The organism is Streptococcus toyakuensis, from assembly GCF_024346585.1.
Taxonomy (GTDB): Bacteria; Bacillota; Bacilli; order Lactobacillales; family Streptococcaceae; genus Streptococcus; species Streptococcus toyakuensis.
Window position 1 is genome coordinate 517,557 of sequence record NZ_AP024523.1, and the last position, 20,627, is coordinate 538,183.

General features: G+C 40.7%; 26 protein-coding genes. 12 read left to right on the forward strand and 14 right to left on the reverse strand.

The features are described 5' to 3' along the window. Positions 1-123: 123 nt before the first annotated feature. On the reverse strand, positions 124-1,395 hold the full coding sequence (locus STYK_RS02820; protein WP_261805189.1) for a replication-associated recombination protein A: 1,272 nt from the start codon (positions 1,393-1,395) through the stop codon (positions 124-126). A 119-nt stretch (positions 1,396-1,514) separates the two neighbouring features. Here STYK_RS02820 and STYK_RS02825 point away from each other — a divergent pair, with 119 nt between their 5' ends. The 7 genes from STYK_RS02825 to pepF all read left to right on the forward strand — a co-directional run bounded on the left by STYK_RS02825 (position 1,515) and on the right by pepF (position 7,610). Next, positions 1,515-1,985, forward strand: a complete 471-nt coding sequence (locus STYK_RS02825; protein WP_000257122.1) for a DUF3013 family protein — start codon at positions 1,515-1,517, stop codon at positions 1,983-1,985. Between the two features lie 18 nt (positions 1,986-2,003). Next, entirely contained in the window at positions 2,004-3,071 is a 1,068-nt protein-coding gene (locus STYK_RS02830) for a M50 family metallopeptidase (protein ID WP_173213091.1), read from the forward strand. 1 nt (position 3,072) lies between these two features. Continuing rightward, the gene (locus tag STYK_RS02835) at positions 3,073-3,504 is read left to right on the forward strand and encodes an NUDIX hydrolase (protein WP_173213090.1); all 432 of its coding nucleotides are present in this window, start codon (positions 3,073-3,075) and stop codon (positions 3,502-3,504) included. After that, the gene (locus tag STYK_RS02840) at positions 3,497-3,970 is read left to right on the forward strand and encodes a GNAT family N-acetyltransferase (protein ID WP_173213089.1); all 474 of its coding nucleotides are present in this window, start codon (positions 3,497-3,499) and stop codon (positions 3,968-3,970) included. Before STYK_RS02835 ends, STYK_RS02840 begins: the two co-directional genes overlap by 8 nt. 137 nt (positions 3,971-4,107) lie before the next feature. Continuing rightward, the gene (gene prmA, locus STYK_RS02845; protein ID WP_315972281.1) at positions 4,108-5,058 is read left to right on the forward strand and encodes a 50S ribosomal protein L11 methyltransferase; all 951 of its coding nucleotides are present in this window, start codon (positions 4,108-4,110) and stop codon (positions 5,056-5,058) included. Position 5,059: 1 nt separating this feature from the next. Continuing rightward, the gene (locus tag STYK_RS02850; protein ID WP_247939726.1) at positions 5,060-5,803 is read left to right on the forward strand and encodes a 16S rRNA (uracil(1498)-N(3))-methyltransferase; all 744 of its coding nucleotides are present in this window, start codon (positions 5,060-5,062) and stop codon (positions 5,801-5,803) included. A gap of 10 nt (positions 5,804-5,813) precedes the next feature. Further along, on the forward strand, positions 5,814-7,610 hold the full coding sequence (gene pepF / locus STYK_RS02855) for an oligoendopeptidase F (RefSeq protein ID WP_261805191.1): 1,797 nt from the start codon (positions 5,814-5,816) through the stop codon (positions 7,608-7,610). 168 nt (positions 7,611-7,778) lie between these two features. On the opposite strand, the gene STYK_RS02860 is transcribed toward pepF, so the two are convergent. Beyond that, the gene (locus STYK_RS02860) at positions 7,779-8,168 is read right to left on the reverse strand and encodes a nuclear transport factor 2 family protein (protein WP_261805192.1); all 390 of its coding nucleotides are present in this window, start codon (positions 8,166-8,168) and stop codon (positions 7,779-7,781) included. A 150-nt stretch (positions 8,169-8,318) separates the two neighbouring features. Between STYK_RS02860 and STYK_RS02865 the strand changes: the two genes are divergently transcribed. Together STYK_RS02865 and STYK_RS02870 are read left to right on the forward strand one after the other, a co-directional pair. Continuing rightward, positions 8,319-8,651: a winged helix-turn-helix transcriptional regulator gene (locus STYK_RS02865; protein ID WP_000182730.1), complete on the forward strand. Its 333-nt coding sequence runs from the start codon at positions 8,319-8,321 to the stop codon at positions 8,649-8,651. 11 nt (positions 8,652-8,662) lie between these two features. Continuing rightward, the gene (locus STYK_RS02870) at positions 8,663-9,454 is read left to right on the forward strand and encodes a DUF2785 domain-containing protein (protein WP_045611099.1); all 792 of its coding nucleotides are present in this window, start codon (positions 8,663-8,665) and stop codon (positions 9,452-9,454) included. 107 nt (positions 9,455-9,561) lie between these two features. On the opposite strand, the gene STYK_RS02875 is transcribed toward STYK_RS02870, so the two are convergent. After that, on the reverse strand, positions 9,562-10,326 hold the full coding sequence (locus STYK_RS02875) for a (S)-acetoin forming diacetyl reductase (RefSeq protein WP_261805193.1): 765 nt from the start codon (positions 10,324-10,326) through the stop codon (positions 9,562-9,564). A 255-nt stretch (positions 10,327-10,581) separates the two neighbouring features. Between STYK_RS02875 and STYK_RS02880 the strand changes: the two genes are divergently transcribed. Continuing rightward, positions 10,582-11,250: an MIP/aquaporin family protein gene (locus tag STYK_RS02880; protein WP_261805374.1), complete on the forward strand. Its 669-nt coding sequence runs from the start codon at positions 10,582-10,584 to the stop codon at positions 11,248-11,250. A 57-nt stretch (positions 11,251-11,307) separates the two neighbouring features. Here STYK_RS02880 and queF read toward each other — a convergent pair whose 3' ends face one another. From queF to STYK_RS02915, 7 genes are all read right to left on the reverse strand, one after another. After that, on the reverse strand, positions 11,308-11,799 hold the full coding sequence (queF, locus tag STYK_RS02885; protein WP_084911471.1) for a preQ(1) synthase: 492 nt from the start codon (positions 11,797-11,799) through the stop codon (positions 11,308-11,310). An 18-nt stretch (positions 11,800-11,817) separates the two neighbouring features. Further along, entirely contained in the window at positions 11,818-12,534 is a 717-nt protein-coding gene (queE, locus tag STYK_RS02890) for a 7-carboxy-7-deazaguanine synthase QueE (protein ID WP_261805194.1), read from the reverse strand. Then, on the reverse strand, positions 12,527-12,970 hold the full coding sequence (gene queD, locus STYK_RS02895) for a 6-carboxytetrahydropterin synthase QueD (protein ID WP_261026732.1): 444 nt from the start codon (positions 12,968-12,970) through the stop codon (positions 12,527-12,529). The genes queE and queD overlap by 8 nt, the downstream gene beginning before the upstream one ends. After that, positions 12,970-13,623, reverse strand: coding sequence for a 7-cyano-7-deazaguanine synthase QueC (gene queC, locus STYK_RS02900; RefSeq protein ID WP_124787224.1), 654 nt, complete (start codon positions 13,621-13,623; stop codon positions 12,970-12,972). Before queC ends, queD begins: the two co-directional genes overlap by 1 nt. Positions 13,624-13,824: 201 nt before the next feature. Next, positions 13,825-14,139, reverse strand: coding sequence for a thioredoxin (gene trxA / locus STYK_RS02905; protein ID WP_001029581.1), 315 nt, complete (start codon positions 14,137-14,139; stop codon positions 13,825-13,827). A 15-nt stretch (positions 14,140-14,154) separates the two neighbouring features. Then, positions 14,155-14,376, reverse strand: a complete 222-nt coding sequence (locus tag STYK_RS02910; RefSeq protein ID WP_000570255.1) for a DUF4649 family protein — start codon at positions 14,374-14,376, stop codon at positions 14,155-14,157. 101 nt (positions 14,377-14,477) lie between these two features. Continuing rightward, positions 14,478-14,858 carry a MarR family winged helix-turn-helix transcriptional regulator gene (locus tag STYK_RS02915; protein ID WP_042750621.1) on the reverse strand — a complete coding sequence of 127 codons (381 nt, stop codon included), beginning with the start codon at positions 14,856-14,858 and terminating at the stop codon, positions 14,478-14,480. A 281-nt stretch (positions 14,859-15,139) separates the two neighbouring features. Here STYK_RS02915 and STYK_RS02920 point away from each other — a divergent pair, with 281 nt between their 5' ends. Both STYK_RS02920 and STYK_RS02925 read left to right on the forward strand, forming a co-directional pair. Continuing rightward, positions 15,140-15,514 (forward strand): CidA/LrgA family protein, encoded by a 375-nt coding sequence (locus STYK_RS02920; RefSeq protein ID WP_000781325.1) that lies wholly within the window; start codon positions 15,140-15,142, stop codon positions 15,512-15,514. Next, positions 15,511-16,206: an LrgB family protein gene (locus STYK_RS02925; RefSeq protein ID WP_261805195.1), complete on the forward strand. Its 696-nt coding sequence runs from the start codon at positions 15,511-15,513 to the stop codon at positions 16,204-16,206. The genes STYK_RS02920 and STYK_RS02925 overlap by 4 nt, the downstream gene beginning before the upstream one ends. 28 nt (positions 16,207-16,234) lie before the next feature. Here STYK_RS02925 and STYK_RS02930 read toward each other — a convergent pair whose 3' ends face one another. The 4 genes from STYK_RS02930 to gggB all read right to left on the reverse strand — a co-directional run bounded on the left by STYK_RS02930 (position 16,235) and on the right by gggB (position 20,598). Beyond that, positions 16,235-16,357 carry a chlorohydrolase gene (locus tag STYK_RS02930; protein WP_164925512.1) on the reverse strand — a complete coding sequence of 41 codons (123 nt, stop codon included), beginning with the start codon at positions 16,355-16,357 and terminating at the stop codon, positions 16,235-16,237. A gap of 55 nt (positions 16,358-16,412) precedes the next feature. Next, a protein-coding gene (locus STYK_RS02935; RefSeq protein ID WP_261804648.1) for an IS3 family transposase occupies positions 16,413-17,761 on the reverse strand; the annotation gives its coding sequence in 2 pieces (ribosomal slippage) (positions 16,413-17,320 and positions 17,320-17,761; 1,350 coding nt in all). 97 nt (positions 17,762-17,858) lie between these two features. After that, positions 17,859-19,406 carry a streptosactin export ABC transporter GggC gene (gene gggC, locus STYK_RS02940; protein ID WP_261805196.1) on the reverse strand — a complete coding sequence of 516 codons (1,548 nt, stop codon included), beginning with the start codon at positions 19,404-19,406 and terminating at the stop codon, positions 17,859-17,861. Further along, positions 19,399-20,598: a streptosactin maturase GggB gene (gggB, locus tag STYK_RS02945; RefSeq protein ID WP_261805197.1), complete on the reverse strand. Its 1,200-nt coding sequence runs from the start codon at positions 20,596-20,598 to the stop codon at positions 19,399-19,401. Before gggB ends, gggC begins: the two co-directional genes overlap by 8 nt. Positions 20,599-20,627: the final 29 nt, after the last annotated feature.

Below are 20,627 nucleotides of genomic sequence, written 5' to 3' on the forward strand. Positions count from 1 at the left end.
TAATACAAAAAATAGTCGGTCAACACTTAAGTGTGAAGTCGTACACCACAGCGTTTCTATGTTTATATGATACCACTTTTTCAAAAAAAATCAAGAGGAAAGTGCAATTTTTTGAAAAGGATTTCAGATTTTTCGCAAATGGTCGATAGCTTCCTTTCTTTGAGCCAAAGCCCGTTCATATTTACCAGTATCTTCTGCTTGGAAATAGTGATGATTACGAATTTTTTCTGGCAGATAGTCTTGCTTGACCCAATTTCCAGGATAGTTGTGTGGATAGAGATAGTCTTGGGCATTCCCCAGTTCCTTGCTTCCACTGTAGTGCCCATCACGCAGGTGTCGTGGAATGGGCAAATGACCTGATGTTTTGAGGTCAGCAAGTGCCTTATCCATAGCTACATAGGCTGAGTTGGATTTTGGAGAAAGTGACAAATCAATGACGACATTGGCAATGAGAATGCGGGCTTCTGGGAAACCAATCTTTTGAGCGGCATCCAGAGCAGTCACGGTGTGAATCTGGGCTTCAGGATTGGCTAAGCCGATATCTTCATAGGCGATAACAGTCAAGCGACGAGCGAGACTGGGCAAATCACCAGCCTCAATCAAGCGGGCAGCATAGTGGAGACTGGCATCCACATCTGAGTCACGGATAGACTTTTGCAGGGCTGAGAGAACATCATAGTGACCATCTCCATCCTTATCCATAGTGATGTAGCTCCGCTGCAGGCTATTTTCCATGATGTCTAGGGTGATATGGCGAATGCCCTTGTCATTTTCAGGGGTAGAGAGAACTGCCAAATCTAGTGAGTTAAAGGCAGAGCGCAGGTCTCCGTTTGTAGAGGTTGCGATGAAATCCAGCGCATCCTCATCTAGTTCTACTGGAAAATCAAAACCACGCTCAGGGTTACTTAGAGCTATCTGAAGAGCCTCTTTGACGTCTTGGTTAGACAGAGGTTCCAACTCAAAAATTTGAACACGGCTACGAATGGCTGGAGTGACAGAAAAGAAAGGATTTTCAGTCGTAGCCCCAATCATGATGACCAGTCCACTTTCCAAGAGAGGCAAGAGGAAGTCTTGCTTGGTTTTATCTAGTCTATGAATCTCGTCTAGTAATAGGACGAGACCACCAGAGAATTTCGCCTCTTCCGCAATTTCTTGCAGTCGCTTTTTACTATCAACTGTCGCATTGAAAGTTCGAAAGGCATACTTGGTCGTTCCAGCGATGGCAGAGGCAATACTGGTTTTGCCGATTCCCGGAGGGCCATATAGAATCATGGAGGACAGGCGGTTGGCTTCCACCATGCGGCGGATGATTTTTCCAGGTCCGACCAGATGCTCCTGACCGATTACCTGGTCGATGGTTTTAGGGCGCATGCGAAGCGCGAGATTGTCTAGCATAGCAGTCCTTTCTAACGTGGATTTTCTGATGTATATGTGGTAAGATGGTAGTATCTATTTTAGCATATTTCCGAGCAATCGGGGCGATTTAAGAGTCGCATAGATAGAAAGAGGACAAAATGGCAACATATGGATTTTTAGATGTTTTAGAGGAAGAGTTGGAGAAGAACTTTCCCTTTGACTTTGAGATTAGTTGGGACAAACGCAACCACGCAGTTGAAGTGAGTTTTCTATTGGAAGCGCAAAATGCTGCAGGTGTGGAGATGGTAGATGAAGACGGAGAGGTTTCGTCAGATGACATTCTCTTTGAAGAAGCAGTTCTTTTCTACAATCCTGCCAAATCAACCGTCAATGAGGAAGACTATTTGACGGTCATCCCTTACTTGCCTAAAAAAGGCTTTTCTCGCGAATTTCTAGCTTATTTTGCTCTATTCCTCAAAGACACTGCAGAGGTTGGACTAGATGCCCTTATGGACTTTTTGGAAGACCCAGAGGCAGAAGAATTTGTCATGGAATGGAACCAAGAAGTCTTTGAAGAAGGAAAAGTCGGCTTGGAAGAGGGAGAGTTTTATCCTTATCCGAGATACTAGGAGTTGGATGGAGATTTTATGAAGAAAATTGGGATTTATTTGGTTTATGTGCTAGCTATTGTCTGTATTATGCTGGCTTTTGCTTGTGGAACAATCGCATTTGCAGAGTTGGGGTATTCCGCAGTTTTAGTCTTTACTTTTGGTTATGCCTTCGCTCTTCTAAGTATATATTTAATCTTTATTCTTCATGAGCTGGGACATGCTTTTTGTGGTTACTTGACAGGCTATCGGCTGGTGGCTTTTGGATTAGGACATTTTATTTTGACCAAAAAGTCAGGCAGGTTTCATCTTAGTAGAACAGCCATTCTGAAAAATGTTGGTGCTCAATACATTGGTTTAAAAGAGGATGAAAGCGATCAAAGAATCATCTTGATGCTTTCAGGAGGCTTGATGGTTCATCTCAGCTTGATATTATTGGCGATATTGTTTGTATTTTTGACAAGAAGCTGGTATTTTGCAGGGACTTGGATTTTTCTTAATTTGTCTTTCTTCCTAAATAACATTTTGCCAGTCGGCATCACCGATGGCGCAAAAATTTGGGAATTGCTACAACACCCTGAAAATACGAAATATGCCTACCTGATGTTGAGGCATTCTGCCCAGACCTTGCTAGCTCCTCAAGAATATGATTTAAAAGACTTTGTCATGTCTGTTGATGAGGAGGTGAGAGGGAGTTTTGCAGAAAGTGTTCAGACTCTTCAGGGGTTGGTATTCATATTGGATGATAATATAGAGCTTGCAAAGCAAGAGTTTCAGTCTGTGCTAGAGAAAACAGATAATCCAATGTCTAAAACTATTTCTCAATTATACCTTCTTCAAATTGTTCTGATAGAAGGAGATAATAAGAAAGCGGAAGAATATGCAAGTATTCGAGGGGTTAAATCCTTTTTATCTCTAAAAACAGCAGATATGCAGATCATTCAAGCTTGGTATCAATTTAAGGTAAGGAAAGATGTAGTTCAAACTCACAAGGCTATGAAGATTGCTAGACAGAAAATGAATAGCAGCCGGATGTTACGGGATGAGAAAAGCTATTATCAAAATTGGTTAGCCGAGCTGGAAAAGGAATTAACCGAAGGAGTCTAATATGGAAATAGAGATTTTTGATTTCACAGGCTGTAAGATTGCTTTGTTTTGTGGGGATAGGCTCTTGACTATCTTACGCGATGATAAGGCAAGCATTCCCTGGCCCAATATGTGGGAACTTCCAGGCGGTGGACGCGAAGGTGATGAAAGTCCTTTTGAGTGCGTGGCGCGTGAAGTTTATGAAGAACTTGGTGTTTATCTGACTGAGGATTGTCTGCTTTGGAGCAAGGTTTACCCAAGTATGCTCTATGATGGTCGGCACTCTGTCTTTATGGTTGGTCAGCTAAGTCAAGAACAGTTTGACAATATCACCTTTGGAGATGAAGGACAAGCCTATAAACTGATGAACATTGAGGAATTTTTGACATCCAGTCAAGTTGTCCCTCAGTTGCAGGAGAGATTGAGGGATTATTTGGAGGAAGAGTATGATTAGACTTGAACGAGCAGGGGCAGAGGATTTAGAAACCGTAATTGCAATTCAAAGAGCTAGTTTTAAGGCTGTTTATGATAAATACCAAGATGAATACGATCCTTATCTGGAGGACAGTGAACGAATTAAGTGGAAACTAGTCGAGCGTCCCAATAGCTATTACTACTTTGTGAAAGAAAAGGACGAAAAAATCGGATTTTTACGAGTTCAGACCAATGAAGAGTTGACGGAGGCTTGGTTGGGAACGGCAGCGATTTTGCCCCAGTATCAAGGAAAAGGTTATGGCTCTGAGGGATTGCGCTTGCTAGGAGAGGAATTTCCAACCGTTAGACAGTGGAATTTGTGTACGGTATTACAGGATGAAGGTATGGTTGCTTTCTATGAGAAGAACGGCTACCATCAAACTCATATCGAGCCTGAAAAAGAAGGTATGGATATGGTTTACATGAAAAAATTGATTGACAAATAGAAAGGATGGTTCGGTTACATTTCTAAACTGAACCCGCCCTAAACACTGTGCCAAAAAGATAAACTTCTCTTAGACACAAGCGTCTTCAGAGAATTTCCTATTTTGGATTTGTGTTTTACGGGCTTGGTATCTTAATGATGGAAACATGGCAAGAGTTAAAAGTTACAGTGAAGCGTGAGGGGGAGGAATTGGTTTCCAATCTCTTGATTGAACTAGGTGCCCAAGGGGTAGCAATCGAAGACAGCATGGACTATGTGGGAAATGTGGATCGTTTTGGTGAGATTTTCCCAGAGGTAGAGCAGCAAGAAGAAATCGTTGTGACAGCCTACTACCCTGACACGGTGGATGTAGCAGTGGTTGAGTCGGACTTGCAGGCTCGCCTAGCAGAATTGACAGATTTTATGGATTTGGGTGAGGTCAAGATGGGGACGACTGCATTGGCTGAGGAAGACTGGGCAGACAACTGGAAGAAGTACTATGAACCAGCTCGAATTACTCATGACTTGACTATCGTGCCGTCTTGGACAGACTATGAGGCTACTGCTGGAGAAAAGATTATCAAGCTGGATCCTGGTATGGCCTTTGGAACAGGGACCCATCCGACGACCAAGATGAGCCTTTTTGCCTTGGAACAGGTTCTTCGTGGTGGGGAAACAGTGCTGGATGTGGGGACTGGTTCAGGGGTTCTCTCTATTGCCAGCTCGCTGCTTGGTGCCAAGGAAATCTTTGCATATGACCTAGATGATGTGGCAGTTCGAGTCGCTCAGGAAAATATTGAGCTAAACCCTGGTATGGAAAACATCCATGTAGCAGCAGGAGACTTGCTTAAGGGAGTTGAGATTGAGGCAGATGTGATTGTGGCTAATATCTTGGCGGATATCCTCGTTCATCTGACGGATGATGCTTATCGTTTGGTTAAGGATGAAGGCTACCTGATCATGAGTGGGATTATCAAGGACAAGTGGGACATGGTGCGCGAGTCGGCTGAGTCAGCTGGATTTTTCCTCGAAACTCACATGGTTCAAGGGGAATGGAATGCCTGTGTCTTTAAGAAAACCAAGGATATTTCCGGTGTGATTGGAGGCTAGCATGCAACAGTATTTTGTCAAAGGCAGTGCTATCTCTCCTGTCACCATCGAGGACAAGGAAACCAGCAAGCATATGTTTCAGGTTATGCGCTTGAAAGAAGATGATGAAGTGACCTTAGTCTTTGATGATGGTATCAAGCATTTGGCGCGCGTCTTGGATGTTGAAAATCGTCAGTTTGAGTTGGTTGAAAAGTTAGCTGACAACGTGGAATTACCAATCCAGGTGACCATCGCATCTGGCTTTCCCAAGGGCGACAAGCTCGAGTTTATCACTCAAAAAGTAACTGAACTGGGCGCCAGCCAGATTTGGTCCTTCCCTGCCGATTGGTCGGTCGCCAAATGGGATGGCAAGAAATTGGGTAAAAAGATTGAAAAACTAGAAAAAATTGCCCTTGGAGCAGCAGAACAAAGCAAGCGTAATCTAGTACCAAGTGTCACACTTTTCGAGAAAAAATCAGACTTTCTAGCTCAACTGGACCAATTTGACTCTATCGTAGTGGCTTATGAAGAGTCGGCCAAAGAAGGAGAAGCCGCTGCGCTTTTACAAGCAGTTAATGGACTCGAGAAGGGAGCCAAATTGCTCTTTATCTTTGGTCCAGAAGGTGGTCTGTCACCTGCAGAAATCGAAAGTTTTGAAGCTAAGGGAGCAGTCTTGGCAGGTCTTGGTCCTCGTATTTTGCGAGCAGAAACAGCACCGCTTTACGCCTTATCAGCCCTTAGTGTTTTATTAGAATTAGAGAAATAAGAGGAAGAAAATGGAACAAAAACACCGTTCAGAATTTCCAGAGAAGGAACTCTGGGACTTAACAGCCCTATACCAAGACCGTGAGGATTTCTTGCGTGCAATCGAGAAAGCTCGTGAAGACATCAACCAATTTAGCCGTGACTACAAGGGTAATCTTCATACTTTTGAGGATTTCGAGAAGGCCTTTGCGGAATTGGAGCAAATCTACATTCAGATGAGCCATATTGGCAACTATGCTTTTATGCCTCAGACGACGGACTATAGCAATGACGAATTTGCCAATATTGCCCAAGCTGGGATGGAATTTGAAACAGATGCCAGCGTAGCCTTGACCTTCTTTGACGATGCCTTGGTGGCAGCAGATGAGGAAGTCTTGGACCGTTTGGGTAAATTGCCACATTTAACAGCTGCCATTCGTCAGGCTAAAATCAAAAAAGCCCACTACTTAGGGGCAGATGTGGAGAAGGCCTTGACCAATCTCGGTGAAGTTTTTTACAGTCCGCAGGATATTTACACTAAGATGCGAGCTGGGGATTTTGAAATGGCTGACTTTGAAGCCCATGGCAAGACCTATAAAAACAGCTTTGTGACCTATGAGAATTTCTACCAAAATCACGAGGATGCTGAGGTTCGTGAGAAATCCTTCCGTTCCTTCTCAGAGGGACTTCGTAAGCACCAAAATACGGCTGCAGCAGCCTATCTGGCTCAGGTCAAGTCTGAAAAACTCTTGGCTGATATGAAGGGATACGACTCTGTCTTTGACTATCTTCTAGCTGAACAAGAAGTGGACCGTGTCATGTTTGACCGCCAGATTGACCTCATCATGAAGGACTTTGCACCAGTCGCTCAGAGATACCTCAAGCATGTTGCCAAGGTAAATGGTCTTGAAAAGATGACCTTTGCAGACTGGAAATTGGATTTGGACAGCGCCCTCAATCCTCAAGTGACTATTGACGACGCCTATGACTTGGTCATGAAATCGGTAGAACCTTTGGGGCAAGAATATTGTCAGGAAGTTGCTCGCTATCAAGAAGAGCGCTGGGTGGACTTTGCTGCTAACAGTGGCAAGGATTCCGGCGGTTATGCGGCGGATCCATATCGCGTGCATCCTTATGTTCTCATGAGCTGGACAGGCCGTTTGAGCGATGTCTATACCTTGATTCATGAAATCGGGCATTCTGGTCAATTCATCTTTTCAGACAATCACCAAAGCTACTTTAATGCCCACATGTCGACCTACTATGTTGAAGCACCGTCAACCTTCAATGAATTACTCCTCAGTGACTACTTGGAGCACCAATCTGACGACCCACGTCAAAAACGCTTCGCTTTGGCTCACCGTTTGACAGATACATATTTCCATAATTTTATCACTCACCTATTAGAAGCAGCCTTCCAGCGCAAGGTTTATACACTGATTGAAGAAGGGGAGACCTTTGGAGCAAGCAAGCTCAACAGCATTATGAAGGAAGTTTTGACAGATTTTTGGGGCGATGCCATTGAAATCGACGACGATGCAGCTTTGACTTGGATGCGCCAAGCTCACTATTATATGGGCTTGTATAGTTACACCTACTCAGCTGGACTTGTGATTTCGACTGCAGGTTACCTTCATCTGAAACATTCAGAAACTGGAGCTGAAGATTGGCTCAATCTCCTCAAATCAGGTGGTAGCAAGACACCACTTGAGTCAGCTATGATTATCGGTGCTGATATTTCAACAGATAAACCACTCCGTGATACCATCCAATTCTTGTCTGACACAGTTGATCAGATCATCGCCTACAGTGCCCAGTTGGGAGAGTAAATTAAAAGAGTCTGGAACAAAAGTCTAACCTTAAATATAAAAAGCGAACAAAACGAGTTATCTGAAACTCAGAATTCTGTCTTGTTCGCTTTTTTTCTAATCTATCGATTTTAAAAATTTATAATAAAGAATTCCTAAAATCAAAATTTTTTGTCCTGGCCTCTTAAATTATCCCCAAAAGCTATCTTCTTCAGTTTGATCTGAAGAGAAGAGCCAAACTTCTTTGATTTTTCCGTCTTCAATGCGGAAGAGGTCAATCCCGTTCATATTGAGTTCAGTACCATCAGCACGTGTTCCAAGAAAAGTAACATTGGCTGCGATTAAATCCTCATTGTCAGAAACCCAATTTGTTACCACCTTAAAGGTTCCATTAGTTTTCTCAGCAAATGTAGCTAGGTGAGTTCCTAGCTTGTCCTTACCAACAACTGTACCAGATATACTATGAGTACCAGGTTGATGCCAGACAATATCGTCTGCCATCGTTTCAAAGACACCAGGAAAGTCACCAGCAATTAAAGCTTGGTTATAAGCGTTGAAAATTTCTAAGTTTGTTGACATATCTATTCTCCATTTCTTTTTTATGATATAATTGTAACAGTTACAAACAAAAAAACAAGTAGAGACTTTTTTGATAGCTAGTATCAAAAGTAGTACTATTATTGATACTAAAAGATAAATTTTTTTTAAAAAATAGAAAGAAGATATTTTATGACAAATAAAGTGAGTGAGTATGGTATTTGTCCATTTGCGACAACGCAGAGGGTTTTAACGGGGAAATGGGCACTGGTAATCATTTATCAGTTGAGTACGGGTACCAAACGATTTAAAGAATTGCAGAGATTATTGCCTGGGATTACTCAAACTATTTTGACTCGTCATCTCCGTCAATTAGAAAAGGATAAGATTGTTCAACGAAAGGTCTATGCCGAAGTTCCACCACGAGTTGAGTACAGCTTAACCGAAATGGGGCAGGAATTCAGAGTTGTTTTAGATGCTGTCGAGAAATGGGGTCTAGATTATATCAAGTTGCTAGAAATGTAGAGGTATTGACCATGTATCAAGAGTTACTTAGAAAAATAACAGGAGAAAAACCAAGTTATAACCAGGAAGAAATCCAATGGTTGCTTGATCATTTGGGAGATTCTTCTCCAGAAATTCGCGATGACCTTGTTTTTACAAGCTTTGCTAGAGGGATTCAGGAAGAGCTATTTACACAGGAACAATTTCATTTCATTGCTGAAGGGATTTCATCTGATGGAGGGTTAGATAAAGAGATTGATAAGGTAGGCTTGTCAACCCTTGAACGTTCTTTTAGGGCGCTTATTTATGCAAATCTCTTGTCTGCTGATGCCAACCAGCAATCGATTTTCTATCAGAGATTAAAAGTAGAAATTCGTAATGTCCTTTTAAATCAAGGCTTGCACTATCTTTCAAAAGAAAAGGATACAACGGGTTTTTCAAGTCAGTATGGTTGGGTTCATGCTTTTGCACATGGAGCCGATTTACTGACAGAGGTAGTTTGTCATCCAGACTTTCCTAAAAACAGAGTTCATGAAGTATTTGATATACTTGGCCAACTATTTAAAAGAGTTTCGATTCGCTTTACAGATGATGAGGATTGGCGTTTAGCAAGAGTGATCTATGAACCTATTTTACAAGGGAAGTTGGAGCAAGAGCAAGTAGCTTCTTGGATAAAAGCTGTTGATTTTCCGATAGAAGAAAGGGAGGATTTTTACAAATTTTCAAACTTTAAGTCCTGTCTGTTGGAAGTCTATGTTCAACTTGACCAGAGAAATAGTTTACAAGATGACTTGAAAGACGCTATCCAGTCTTTTCAATACTAGGGATAAGCTAATATTACTTTTTGAAAGAGTTTCTATTGTATCCTCCTAACTAATAATGAAAACTAATAAAAGAGGTTGAATCATTTTTCAACCTCTTTTTGTGTATCTTAATGGAATTGCATACCACCATCAACGATAATGGTTTGTCCTGTAATGTAGTTTGAATCTGGTCCTGCAAGGAAGCTGACGGCTGCAGCCACATCTTTTGGTTCAGATAGACGTTTTAGAGTAATATCTTTTGCAAATGTCTGCATACCCCACTCGTCATCTTTTCCTGCATTTTTACCAACTTCATGAGCGATGTCGTACATCATTGGTGTTTTCACAATACCTGGTGCGTAGGCGTTAACAGTGATTCCTGAGTCTGCTAAATCACGTGCTAATGTTTGCGTAATTCCACGAACAGCAAATTTGGTTCCACCATAAACAGTTAGATTTGGGTTACCGACTACACCGGCTTGAGAGGTTGCGTTGATAATTTTACCTCCGTGGCCAAGTGCTTTAAATTGCGCTTGTGCAGCTTGTGAACCCCAAATGACACCACCAACGTTGATACCGAAAGTACGTGTAAATTGTTCCTCAGTAATTGTATCAAGAGGAGTAGTTGGAGCAACACCAGCATTATTTACGACAACATTCAAATCACCAAAATGGTCAACAACTTTTTGAAATGCTTGGGCAACTTCTGCCTGTTTCGAAACATCAGCTACGACAGCAAAGGCATTTTCAGCTGATAATTCGGCAACAGCCTTTTTGGCTGTTTCGGGATTGTAGTCTAAGACTCCTACCTTAAAGCCATCTTGAACCAATCGTTTTGCGATTGCAAAACCGATTCCTTGACCTGCACCTGTGACAATGGCAATTTTAGACATATGATTCCTCCTTGGTATCCACGATACCATTCAAACGTTCATAAAAGAACAGCAAAGTTGTAAAAATTAGTTCAAATTAGGGAATAAATAACTTATTAGAACTATATTGATATTATATACCTTTAGAAAAAATGTTTCAAATAAACACTACCGTTTTTATAGAATTTTATCCTGAAAATTTCCAAACAATTTTCTTGAAACCCTTTCCCTCTTTTGATAGACTAGTACCTAGTTTTTGAAAAAAGGAGAAAGAAAATAAAAAAATTTGTTGCTGAGTTAATCGGTACTTTCATGCTTGTGTTCGTTGGGACAGGAGCTGTTGTTTTTGGAAATGGTCTTGATGGTCTTGGTCACCTTGGAATCGCCTTTGCCTTTGGTTTGGCAATTGTTGTTGCAGCTTACTCAATCGGAACTGTTTCAGGTGCTCACTTGAATCCAGCTGTTTCAATCGCTATGTTTGTAAACAAACGCTTGTCATCTTCAGAACTTGTCAATTACATCCTTGGACAAGTTGTTGGAGCTTTCTTAGCATCTGCTTCTGTCTTCTTCCTCTTGGCTAACTCAGGCATGTCAACTGCTAGTCTTGGTGAAAATGCCTTGGCAAACGGTGTCACTGTCTTTGATGGTTTCTTGTTTGAAGTCATCGCAACTTTCTTGTTTGTCTTGGTTATCATGACCGTGACTTCAGAAAGCAAGGGAAATGGCGCGATCGCTGGTTTGGTGATTGGTTTGTCATTGACAGCCTTGATCCTTGTGGGCTTGAATATTACTGGGCTTTCAGTAAATCCAGCCCGTAGCTTGGCACCAGCTGTTTTGGTAGGTGGTGCAGCCCTTCAACAAGTTTGGATTTTCATCCTTGCACCAATCGCTGGTGGAGTTCTTGCAGCCCTCGTTGCGAAAAACTTCCTTGGAACAGAAGAATAATTGAAACTCAAAAAGCCTTGCTCCTCATCTCGAGGAACAGGGCTTTTTCGTTTGAGTTTAACGGTTGTCAATCTTCTCTGGGTAGAGGTCGTGTTGGAAGAGGCGTTGTTCTGCCAAGCCCTCATACTTGGTTCCAGGTCTACCGTAGTTGTAGTAAGGGTCGATTGAAATTCCACCGCGAGGTGTAAATTTTCCCCAAACCTCTAAATAGCGAGGGTCTAGCAAGTTAACCAAGTCTTTCCCGATGGTGTTGATACAGTTTTCGTGGAAATCTCCATGATTTCGGTAACTAAAGAGGTAGAGTTTGAGGGATTTTGACTCGACACAGAACTTGTCAGGAATGTAGGAAATATAAATGGTCGCAAAGTCTGGCTGAGCGGTAATAGGGCAAAGTGAGGTAAATTCAGGACAGTTAAATTTGATGAAATAGTCATTTTCCACATGACGATTGTCAAAGGATTCCAGGACTTCTGGTTGATATTCGAAAATGTAGTTGGTTTCTTTGTTGCCTAGTAGGCTTAGGTTTTTCATTTCTTCTTGTTGTGACATGATTTTTTCTTTCTAATTTTAAACACCACGTTGGTTATCGTAGAGGAGGGTATGGAGTTGAGGAAGGACGCGGACATTGCCCCAGCTATCGTCGGCAGCGATGCGTTCCCAGAGTTCTTTGAGACGGTCCAGTTGGTCTTGGATAATATTGCCTGTGACCTTGGGCTCAGGATTTCCTGCAGATAAGAAAAGGACATCTGGTTGGTAGCGTTCTTGTATGCCTTTAGCAAAAGCTAAATCTGCATCATCAAAGACAGGGATTTTAAAGGTGACCTTGTCTGGATCCAGTTGGGAAACGATAAAGTCCAAGGTCTCGAAGTTGACTTCCATCTTGGATGAAGGAGGTTTGGGACTGAGAGTGACCTGGTCGATATCTTTCAACCAATTTTGCCAGCGAGAGCCTTGAGTTTCAACAGCCAGAGTGACACCGCGTTCCTTGAGCTTGGTGACCAGTTCAGCCATATTGGCTGCTAGGATAGCAGGATTGCCCCCAGATAGGGTTACATAGTCGTAGCTCCCCAATTTATCCAAGGCAGCAATGACCTCGTCAGCAGTCATACGAGTTGGCTTTTCAGAGCCATCCCAAGTAAAGGCAGAATCGCACCAGTCGCAGTGGTAGTCGCAACCAGCAGTGCGGACAAACATGGTTTTCTGCCCGATTGCACGGCCTTCGCCTTGAAAGGTTGGGCCGAAAATTTCCAGAACTGGTAGTTTGAGGACACGTTCCCTAGTCATCTAACCACTCCCGTCTAAACTCCGCAAAGGAAGTCGGAGTTTCATAGAGGCGAACGTATTCCAAACGAAGACCGCGTTCGTCGGGCAACTCTTGATTCATGGTTTGGAAAATCCAGTAAACCATATTTTCAGCAGTCGTGTTCATATAGGGAAGAGTTTCGTTTAGATAGCGATGATCCAAGTGGGGCTCTAAGTAGTTCTTGTATATAGCTTTGATGTCTCCAAAATCGTAGGTCATGCCACGTTCATCTAAAAATCCACTGACAGCAATCTGCAAATGATAGGTGTGGCCGTGCAGGGATTTGCATTTTCCCTCATAGTGAAAGAGGTGGTGGGCAGCGTCGAAAGTAAACTCTTTTGATACCAAGGTTCTGTGAGGATTGTAGACAAGCGACTCCCCAGTTTCCTGTTTGATTTCTTTAGGTGCAAAAAACATTAGGCCTCTCCTTTCTGTGAGAGATAAACATCTAGACCATGCTGACGTAGGTGGCAGGCTGGGCAATCTCCACAGCCACTCCCGATAATTCCGTTGTAGCAGGTTAAGGTCTTTTCACGAACATAGTCAAAGGCACCGAGTTGGTCGGCTAATTCCCAAGTTTCAGCCTTGTCTAGCCACATGAGAGGTGTTTGGATAACAAAGTCGTATTCCATAGCAAGGTTGAGGGTAACATTAAGAGATTTGACAAAGACATCCCGACAATCAGGGTAGCCTGAGAAGTCTGTTTCGCAGACACCTGTCACGATATCTTTCATGCCCCGTTGTTTGGCAAGAACTGCCGCAAAGGATAGAAAGAGGTGGTTGCGACCGTCAACAAAGGTATTGGGAACCTCTCCCTCTTTTTGCTCAATCTCCAGATCAGAAGTCAAGGCATTTTCAGTGATTTGCCCCAGCAGAGACATATCTAGGATATGATGACGAATCCCCTGTTCCTTGGCGATTTCTCTAGCGACTTGAATTTCGAGATGATGGCGTTGGCCGTAGGCAAAGGTGACGGCTTCGACCGTTTCATAGTGTTCTTTAGCCCAAAAGAGGCAGGTTGTAGAATCTTGACCGCCACTAAAGACGACCAAGGCTGATTGACGTTTCATAGTACTCCTTCCGAAATGAGAAATGTTCAGAGCACGCAAAAAGCTCCCTTGAGGGAGCTAAAAAATACCAAGTAGAGGTTTTTTTTAGCGATGGCATGTCCCAAACATCGTAATATTCTACATACAGTCTAGCATATTTTTTGAAAAATGGCAAAGGGCAAGAAAAAAGAGACCAGAGCAAGTACTTGGTCTCTAATGTGATTAGCTCAATTCAGCAACAATGGCCTTGATTTGTTCTGCTGTGTGAACACCAGCAACTTGTTTGACTACTTGGCCGTCTTTTTTGAAGAGAAGGGTTGGGATAGACATGATTCCAAAAGCACGAGCTGTGTTTGGATTTTCATCAACGTCCATTTTAACGATTTTCAAGACATCTTCTGAAAGTTCTTCAGATAATTTGTCCAAGATTGGACCTTGCATACGACATGGACCACACCAAGTTGCCCAGAAGTCTACCAAGACCAAACCGTCTTTTGTTTCTTGTTCGAATGTTGCATCTGTAATTGCTTTTGCCATTGTATTTCTCCTTTTTTAGTTATATTGGCTTAAATCTTGTTTCTTGAGATAGAAGAAGATATCTCCGTAAGTTCCATGGTAGTCCAAATCATGACCGTTGTAAGTCAATTTTTGAACAGGGTAGTAGTCTGCGACGCCGATAAGACAAGCTTGTTGTGAACGATCAAAGTCTTCATAAGATTCGAACGTTACAGTTCTTTCGTTCTTGCTGGCATCTAGATAGGTAATTTCAATCATTTTAAAAACTCCTTTGTTTAATGATGACTTTATTTTACTCCTTGTAAAATAGAATGTCAAGAAAAATGATTGCGCACGCAACTTTTTTTAAAAAAATCATCTTAAATCAAGAAATCCAAACCAGTTTCCAAGCTTTCTTCGACAGCCTTTTGTAGTGTGGCTAGTGTTTTTTGCCCATCACTTGTCAGGCAGATAAAGCTAGAGCGTCTATCTTGATCACAACACATGCGACTAAGCAGACCGCAATTTTTAGCTTCCAAGCGAGCCACCATCCGAGAAACAGCGCTCGGGCTCAGATGAAGCTTATCTGGTAGGTCAATCTGGCGTAGAGATTTTTCTTGGGCCAAGTCCAGGTAGTAGAGGAGGTAGAACTCTTTCAAGGTTAGACTTTGCTCGCTCTGCTGGGCAATAGTCTCTTCCAAGAGACTTTCAATTTCTTTTTGACGCCGATTGAAGTCAAACCATTTTTCCAAATAGGTCATAGTATCTCCTTTCTTTTTAGAGTTATAAATAGAAGAAGGTCCATTCACGGACAGTCTCTGCATCACAAGATGATTGCGCATGCAATAATTATACTACTTTTCAAAAGAGCTGGCAAGAAGGATGCTGGCATCTTTTATCCTAAATCATGCCTGTTTTCACAAGTCTTTAATTGTCTGTATTCGCTTTTCTCCCTATTTTTATTAATTTTTGCGTATTTCCTTGAAATTTTCTGAAAAAAGAGTAAACTGGTATGCAAGAAGTCTATTTCGTGGAGTTTAGGATGAAATTATATGTTCAATTAATGATTCTCTTTGTGATTTCTCTAATCGGAGAGGGGATCTCTAGTTTCTTTCATTTGCCCATCCCAGGCAGTATTATCGGGTTAATTATTCTCTTTTTAGCCCTACAATTCAAGTGGCTGAGAACTAGGCATGTTAACATGGTGGGGAATTTCTTGCTGGCCAATATGACCATTCTCTTTTTGCCGCCAGCAGTGGGAATCATGGAGAAGTTTGATGTGATTGCTCCCTATCTTTTGCCCATTGTTTTGATTGTCTTTTTTGCAGCAGTCATCAATATTATCCTCATAGCCTTGGTAGTTCAGTTTATCAAGAGACGGTTTGAGGGAGATTATGAGAAAGGAGATGCCAAATGAGTGAATTTGTTTCCAATCCCCTGTTTGGGCTTGCCCTGTCTATCCTAGCTTATCTAATGGGAATGCTGATTTACAGACGTTTTCCCCATCCATTGACAACGCCCTTGCTTTTGTCAGCCATCTTTATTATCATCTTTCTAAAAGTGACAGGTATTTCTTACCAAGATTACTACCAAGGTGGGGTTTATTTGAACAACTTGATTGTCCCATCGACTGTTGCTCTAGGGATTCCGCTTTATAAGAGTTTTCATTTGATGAAGCACCATGCACGAAGTATTCTCTTTGGTAGTCTGTTAGCAGTAGTTGTCAATACCTCTTTCACGGCCCTTGTAGCTAAGATTTTTGGCATGGACTTTTTCCTAGCCATTTCTCTCTTTCCTAAGTCAGTAACAACCGCTATGGCAGTGGGAATTACAGAAAAATTGCAAGGTTTGACGACTGTGACCTTGGTGGTAGTAGTGGCGACTGGGATTTTAACCAGTGTCATCGGACCAACCCTTTTGAAGTGGTTGAAAATTGACGATCCAGTAGCTGTTGGTCTTTCCCTTGGAGGAACAGGCCATGCAGTCGGAACAGGCACAGCCTTTCGATACGGCTCTGTAGCAGGAGCTATGGGTGGTTTGGCTATCGGTGTCACAGGTATTCTCTATGTCTTTGTCAGTCCTATTGTAGCCAGTTTGATATTGAGTTAATACTCTTCGAAAATCTCTTCAAACCGCGTCAACTTCCATCTGCAACCTCAAAACAGTATTTTGAGCTGACTTCGTCAGTTCTATCCACAACCTCAAAACAGTGTTTTGAGCAACCTGCGGCTAGTTTCCTAGTTTGTTCTTTGATTTTCATTGAGTATAAAAAGCAACAGCTGAATGTACTGACCCCAAAAAGTTAGACAATTAATTTATCCAAAGGATTTAGTTCTGTATTGCACAGGGCTAAGTCCTTTTAGTTTTACCTTAATTCGTTTATTGTTGTAGTAATCAATATAGTCTACAATGGCTTGTTCCAATTGCTTAAGCGACTGAAATGACTTCTCATAACCATAAAACATCTCCGATTTCAGAATGCCAAAGAAAGATTCCATCATGCCGTTGTCTGGGCTGTTACCTTTACGTGACATGGATGCTTGAATTCCCTTACCCTCTAGAAACTGATGATAAGAATCGTGTTGATATTGCCAGCCTTGGTCACTATGGAGAATCGTATTCTCGTAGCGCTTCTCTGTGAATGCTTGTTCCAACATTGTTTTTACTTGTTCTAAGTTGGGTGAAGTTGAAAGATTATAGGCGATAATTTCGCTATTAAAGCCATCTAAAACTGGTGATAAGTAAAGCTTTTGAGCGCTTGCTGGAATGGCAAATTCTGTCACGTCCGTATAACACTTTTCCATTGGTTTAGCTGCTTCAAATTGGCGTTGAATAAGGTTGTCTGCTTTCTTGCCAACATCTCCTTTATGAGAAGAATACTTGCGTTTCTTGCGGATTCTAGCTTGTAAATTGAGCACTTTCATCAAGCGTTGAACTCTTTTATGATTGACCACATAACCACGATTTCTTAATTCTAAATGGATTCGACGATATCCGTAATTTCCTTTTTGTTCGGTAAAAATAGCTTGAATTTCAGCTTTAAGCTTTTGATCCTTATCTGGTTTGTCTAGCTGTTTCAAATGATAGTAGTAGGTCGAACGAGCGAGTTTAATGGTTTTTAGAAGAATATCTAACGAAAAATCAGTGATTAATTCTTGAACAATTTCTGTCTTTCTTCTTTCTCTTTTTCCTCCTTCAAGCGGAGTTCTCTCAACTTTTTTAGGACAGCATTCTCCGCTCTCAGATACTCGTTTTCTGCTTGAAGTCGTTCTAACTCTGTCATCTCTTCGGGTTTCTTCTTTGGTTTACGTCCCATTTTAGATGGTCTCCCTTTTGTTTTCTCAACAATAGTATACCCGTTTTTCTTGTATTGTGCCATCCAATTTGGAAGCATACCACGATTTGGGAGAGCATATTCGAGAGAAACTCTATCTTGAGACCAGTTTTCATGTAGAACTTTATCAATCATTTCTTGTTTTAATTCAGGAGAATAGTAACGATTTTTTTCTTTTTTGACGAACTCTATTCCATAACGATCAATCAATTTAATCATGTACCTAATATTAGAATTGTTTATCCCAAATTTATTTGAAAGCTTCTCTAAGCTATATCCTTGTTTTCTAAGTTCATAGATCTGAACTTTATCATCATAAGTTAATTTCATAATAAAAATACCCCAAAAGTTAGATTTTTTCTGTCTAACTTTTGGGGTGCAGTTCAATTCGGGTTCCTTGCTTTTTAAAATCGTATGTTATAGACTATTACTTTTCTTTGCTTAAATGAATGACTTGGTCATAGTGTTTTAAGTCTTCTTCCGTGTAGTGGTGAATGACTTCAATGACTGTCTGAGGTAGGGAGAAGAGCAAGTCACTAATCTTTCTGCTATTTTCCAAGTCAAGATTGGCCTTAATCTCATCTGCTAAGATGAGTTGGCTATCGTGGTAGAGGGCGCGAGCAATTTCGAGGCGTTGTTTCTCACCACCAGACAGACTATCATTACTGAGCATTCTATTTTTCAAATGTTCTAATCCTGTTTTTTTGAGGATATGATTTAAAGTCTCTGGATTTTTATCCAGTCCTAGAAGGATATTGTCGTCCAGAGAGAGCGTATCAAAGTAATGGCTATCTTGGAGAATATAGGAACTAATACTTGTGATTTCTTTCCGTGACAGATTTTGACCAGCAAAGCTAATCTGACCACTTGTTGGTGTCTCTTCTCCATGAATGATATTGAGCAGGGTTGTCTTACCAGAGCCACTTTCCCCAATAATGGCAATTTTTTCTCCATGCTTGATGTGCATGGAAATCGGAGACAGGAGGATATTTCCCTCTTTTTCTAGGGAGATGCTGTTAAGTTGGATAGGGAAAATATTTTCTATGCTTCTAGGCGAGAAGGAGTCAGACTGGACTAGAAGTTTTTGGTATTTCTTGAGAAGAGTTCGAGTCGCTTTTCGGGTGTTGGTAAAGTAAGCCAACTCTTGGAATTGATAGCCGATATTATGGGAAACTAGATAGATGGCCACAAAACTCGCCGCATCTAAATAATTATAGTAGGTCATAAAGCCACCGATGACGATTGGTGTGACAGAACAAAAGGCATCGATGCTATTGATAAAGAGACTGTTTAAGGTTCGTTGTTTTTCATAGTTGATTTCGGCATCTAGACTGGTTTGTAATTGCTTTTGATAGCGAGCAAAAAAGTAGTCTTGCCCCTGATAATGGCGAATTTGTTGGCTACCGCCAATAAAATTTGTCAAGCTTGCTAAGTAGCTCTGGTTAACAGTTGACCGCTTTTCAGAAAGTGAGTCCAAACGTTTTGATCCGATAGCACTGCAGAGGACTGGAAAGGAGTAGAAGAGAATGAAAATCAAGCCCAGGTAAAAATTACTCCACAGGGCATAGAGGATGGACACAGTTGTAAAGCCCAGAGAAGAAATGATGATGACCGTTGGCTCAATATAGCTTTCTTCTAGTTGCTTGACGTCGTTTTCTAGGTCAGACAAAATATCCTTTTCATCAATCTCATAACTGTTTAAAAATCGCTTGAAAATAGCACTCTTGATTCCATATTTGAAATCAGTAATCAAACGGGCGTAGTAATAGCGTTTCCCAGCCAAGCCTAGTAAGAGGATAAGATTACCAAGGATTCCTAAAATCAAAACTTTCCAAAGAAGGCCTAGTTCTTGATTGGTAAAACTAGCAACAATATTCTGAACAAGGGCTGGCGTGATAATTGCTTCCAGCCAAGTAATGGCAATAGAAAAGAAGTAAAGTACGAGGTGCTTCTTGGAAAAGAAATTTTTAAGCATAGCGGATAAACCTTTTGAAATTATTAACGAGTTTAGATATTTTGGATTGATCTTGTGAAAGATAAATAATTTCTTTAATACAATATTCCATTAATTCAGGCTTATGACATTCTATAAATTGTCCATCTTCGTTAATTACTGAAGAATAACCATCAATGATATTGGCAACGCATTCAAGACACATACCTTTACACCAACAATCTTTACATTGTTGGAAGTATTCTTTATTATTAAATAGCTCTGCTTTAGAGCTATTATGAGTTCCCCAAAATCTAAAACACAATTTTTTGCTACCATCAACATCAAAAGTTATGGTATTTGAAGGATCTATATCGTCGCAGAATGTATGATTAGTACTCTTATAAATCATAGAAATTAAAACATCATATAAGATGGGACTTATAAAAGCTTTTTCATTATTTTCAACAATATTATTTATAGAATCAGTAATGAATTTTTTCCTATCTACTAAGCTTTTTTCCATTTCTTTAACCACAAGCACCTTATTTTTACTAAATACGTCATTGATGTTAAAGTGTACATCCATATTTGTAAAATATTGGAAAATATCATCTCTACTTAGAGAATGTAATTGATGTAGTCTAGTGTATGTTGAAGCAATTTCAAAATTAGTGTAGTTTATAGTTTTTAAATAGTGGATAAATTTAGTAGTTTTACGATGGCTACCTTTACCTCTTAATTTATCATGTATAAATTCTGGACCATCTAGACTAATAGTTAGATATGGTTGGAAATTATCTATTATTTTTTTAACATTATTATTTAGTACTGTTCCGTTAGTCACGGTTTCTATTTTAAGTATAGTTGTAAATTTGGAAAATTCTTTAATAATGTATTCGAATAATTGAGTATTAAGAAAAGGTTCTCCACCAAATAGGATAAGTCTATTAATTTGTGTTATACCTCTAAATTTGACTTCGTTAATAATATTATCAGCAGTATCTAGAGTCATGATTTTATTATCCATGCCGTAATTTCCACCATCCGCATAACAGTAAGAACAGGATAAATTGCAACTGTTAGATATGTTAATAACAATTTTTTGTAAAACATTTTTGGGGATGTAGGGGGGGCTTATAGGAGGTAGTTCCCTCTGCTGAAGAAGTAGATAATGTGAATTTCTCACTATCGAAATAATAATCCCCAATGTTAGTATATATTTTTTTAGCATAATATCACCATTATAAAATAAAGGAGACG

Bases quoted from the DNA above. Each gene is read 5' to 3' on its own strand.
- STYK_RS02820 (WP_261805189.1), bottom strand. From the start codon at position 1,395: ATGCTAGACAATCTCGCGCTTCGCATGCGCCCTAAAACCATCGACCAG.
- STYK_RS02825 (WP_000257122.1), top strand. From the start codon at position 1,515: ATGGCAACATATGGATTTTTAGATGTTTTAGAGGAAGAGTTGGAGAAG.
- STYK_RS02830 (WP_173213091.1), top strand. From the start codon at position 2,004: ATGAAGAAAATTGGGATTTATTTGGTTTATGTGCTAGCTATTGTCTGT.
- STYK_RS02835 (WP_173213090.1), top strand. From the start codon at position 3,073: ATGGAAATAGAGATTTTTGATTTCACAGGCTGTAAGATTGCTTTGTTT.
- STYK_RS02840 (WP_173213089.1), top strand. From the start codon at position 3,497: ATGATTAGACTTGAACGAGCAGGGGCAGAGGATTTAGAAACCGTAATT.
- prmA (WP_315972281.1), top strand. From the start codon at position 4,108: ATGGAAACATGGCAAGAGTTAAAAGTTACAGTGAAGCGTGAGGGGGAG.
- STYK_RS02850 (WP_247939726.1), top strand. From the start codon at position 5,060: ATGCAACAGTATTTTGTCAAAGGCAGTGCTATCTCTCCTGTCACCATC.
- pepF (WP_261805191.1), top strand. From the start codon at position 5,814: ATGGAACAAAAACACCGTTCAGAATTTCCAGAGAAGGAACTCTGGGAC.
- STYK_RS02860 (WP_261805192.1), bottom strand. From the start codon at position 8,168: ATGTCAACAAACTTAGAAATTTTCAACGCTTATAACCAAGCTTTAATT.
- STYK_RS02865 (WP_000182730.1), top strand. From the start codon at position 8,319: ATGACAAATAAAGTGAGTGAGTATGGTATTTGTCCATTTGCGACAACG.
- STYK_RS02870 (WP_045611099.1), top strand. From the start codon at position 8,663: ATGTATCAAGAGTTACTTAGAAAAATAACAGGAGAAAAACCAAGTTAT.
- STYK_RS02875 (WP_261805193.1), bottom strand. From the start codon at position 10,326: ATGTCTAAAATTGCCATTGTCACAGGTGCAGGTCAAGGAATCGGTTTT.
- queF (WP_084911471.1), bottom strand. From the start codon at position 11,799: ATGTCACAACAAGAAGAAATGAAAAACCTAAGCCTACTAGGCAACAAA.
- queE (WP_261805194.1), bottom strand. From the start codon at position 12,534: ATGACTAGGGAACGTGTCCTCAAACTACCAGTTCTGGAAATTTTCGGC.
- queD (WP_261026732.1), bottom strand. From the start codon at position 12,970: ATGTTTTTTGCACCTAAAGAAATCAAACAGGAAACTGGGGAGTCGCTT.
- queC (WP_124787224.1), bottom strand. From the start codon at position 13,623: ATGAAACGTCAATCAGCCTTGGTCGTCTTTAGTGGCGGTCAAGATTCT.
- trxA (WP_001029581.1), bottom strand. From the start codon at position 14,139: ATGGCAAAAGCAATTACAGATGCAACATTCGAACAAGAAACAAAAGAC.
- STYK_RS02910 (WP_000570255.1), bottom strand. From the start codon at position 14,376: ATGATTGAAATTACCTATCTAGATGCCAGCAAGAACGAAAGAACTGTA.
- STYK_RS02915 (WP_042750621.1), bottom strand. From the start codon at position 14,858: ATGACCTATTTGGAAAAATGGTTTGACTTCAATCGGCGTCAAAAAGAA.
- STYK_RS02920 (WP_000781325.1), top strand. From the start codon at position 15,140: ATGAAATTATATGTTCAATTAATGATTCTCTTTGTGATTTCTCTAATC.
- STYK_RS02925 (WP_261805195.1), top strand. From the start codon at position 15,511: ATGAGTGAATTTGTTTCCAATCCCCTGTTTGGGCTTGCCCTGTCTATC.
- STYK_RS02930 (WP_164925512.1), bottom strand. From the start codon at position 16,357: ATGAAAATCAAAGAACAAACTAGGAAACTAGCCGCAGGTTGCTCAAAA.
- gggC (WP_261805196.1), bottom strand. From the start codon at position 19,406: ATGCTTAAAAATTTCTTTTCCAAGAAGCACCTCGTACTTTACTTCTTT.
- gggB (WP_261805197.1), bottom strand. From the start codon at position 20,598: ATGCTAAAAAAATATATACTAACATTGGGGATTATTATTTCGATAGTG.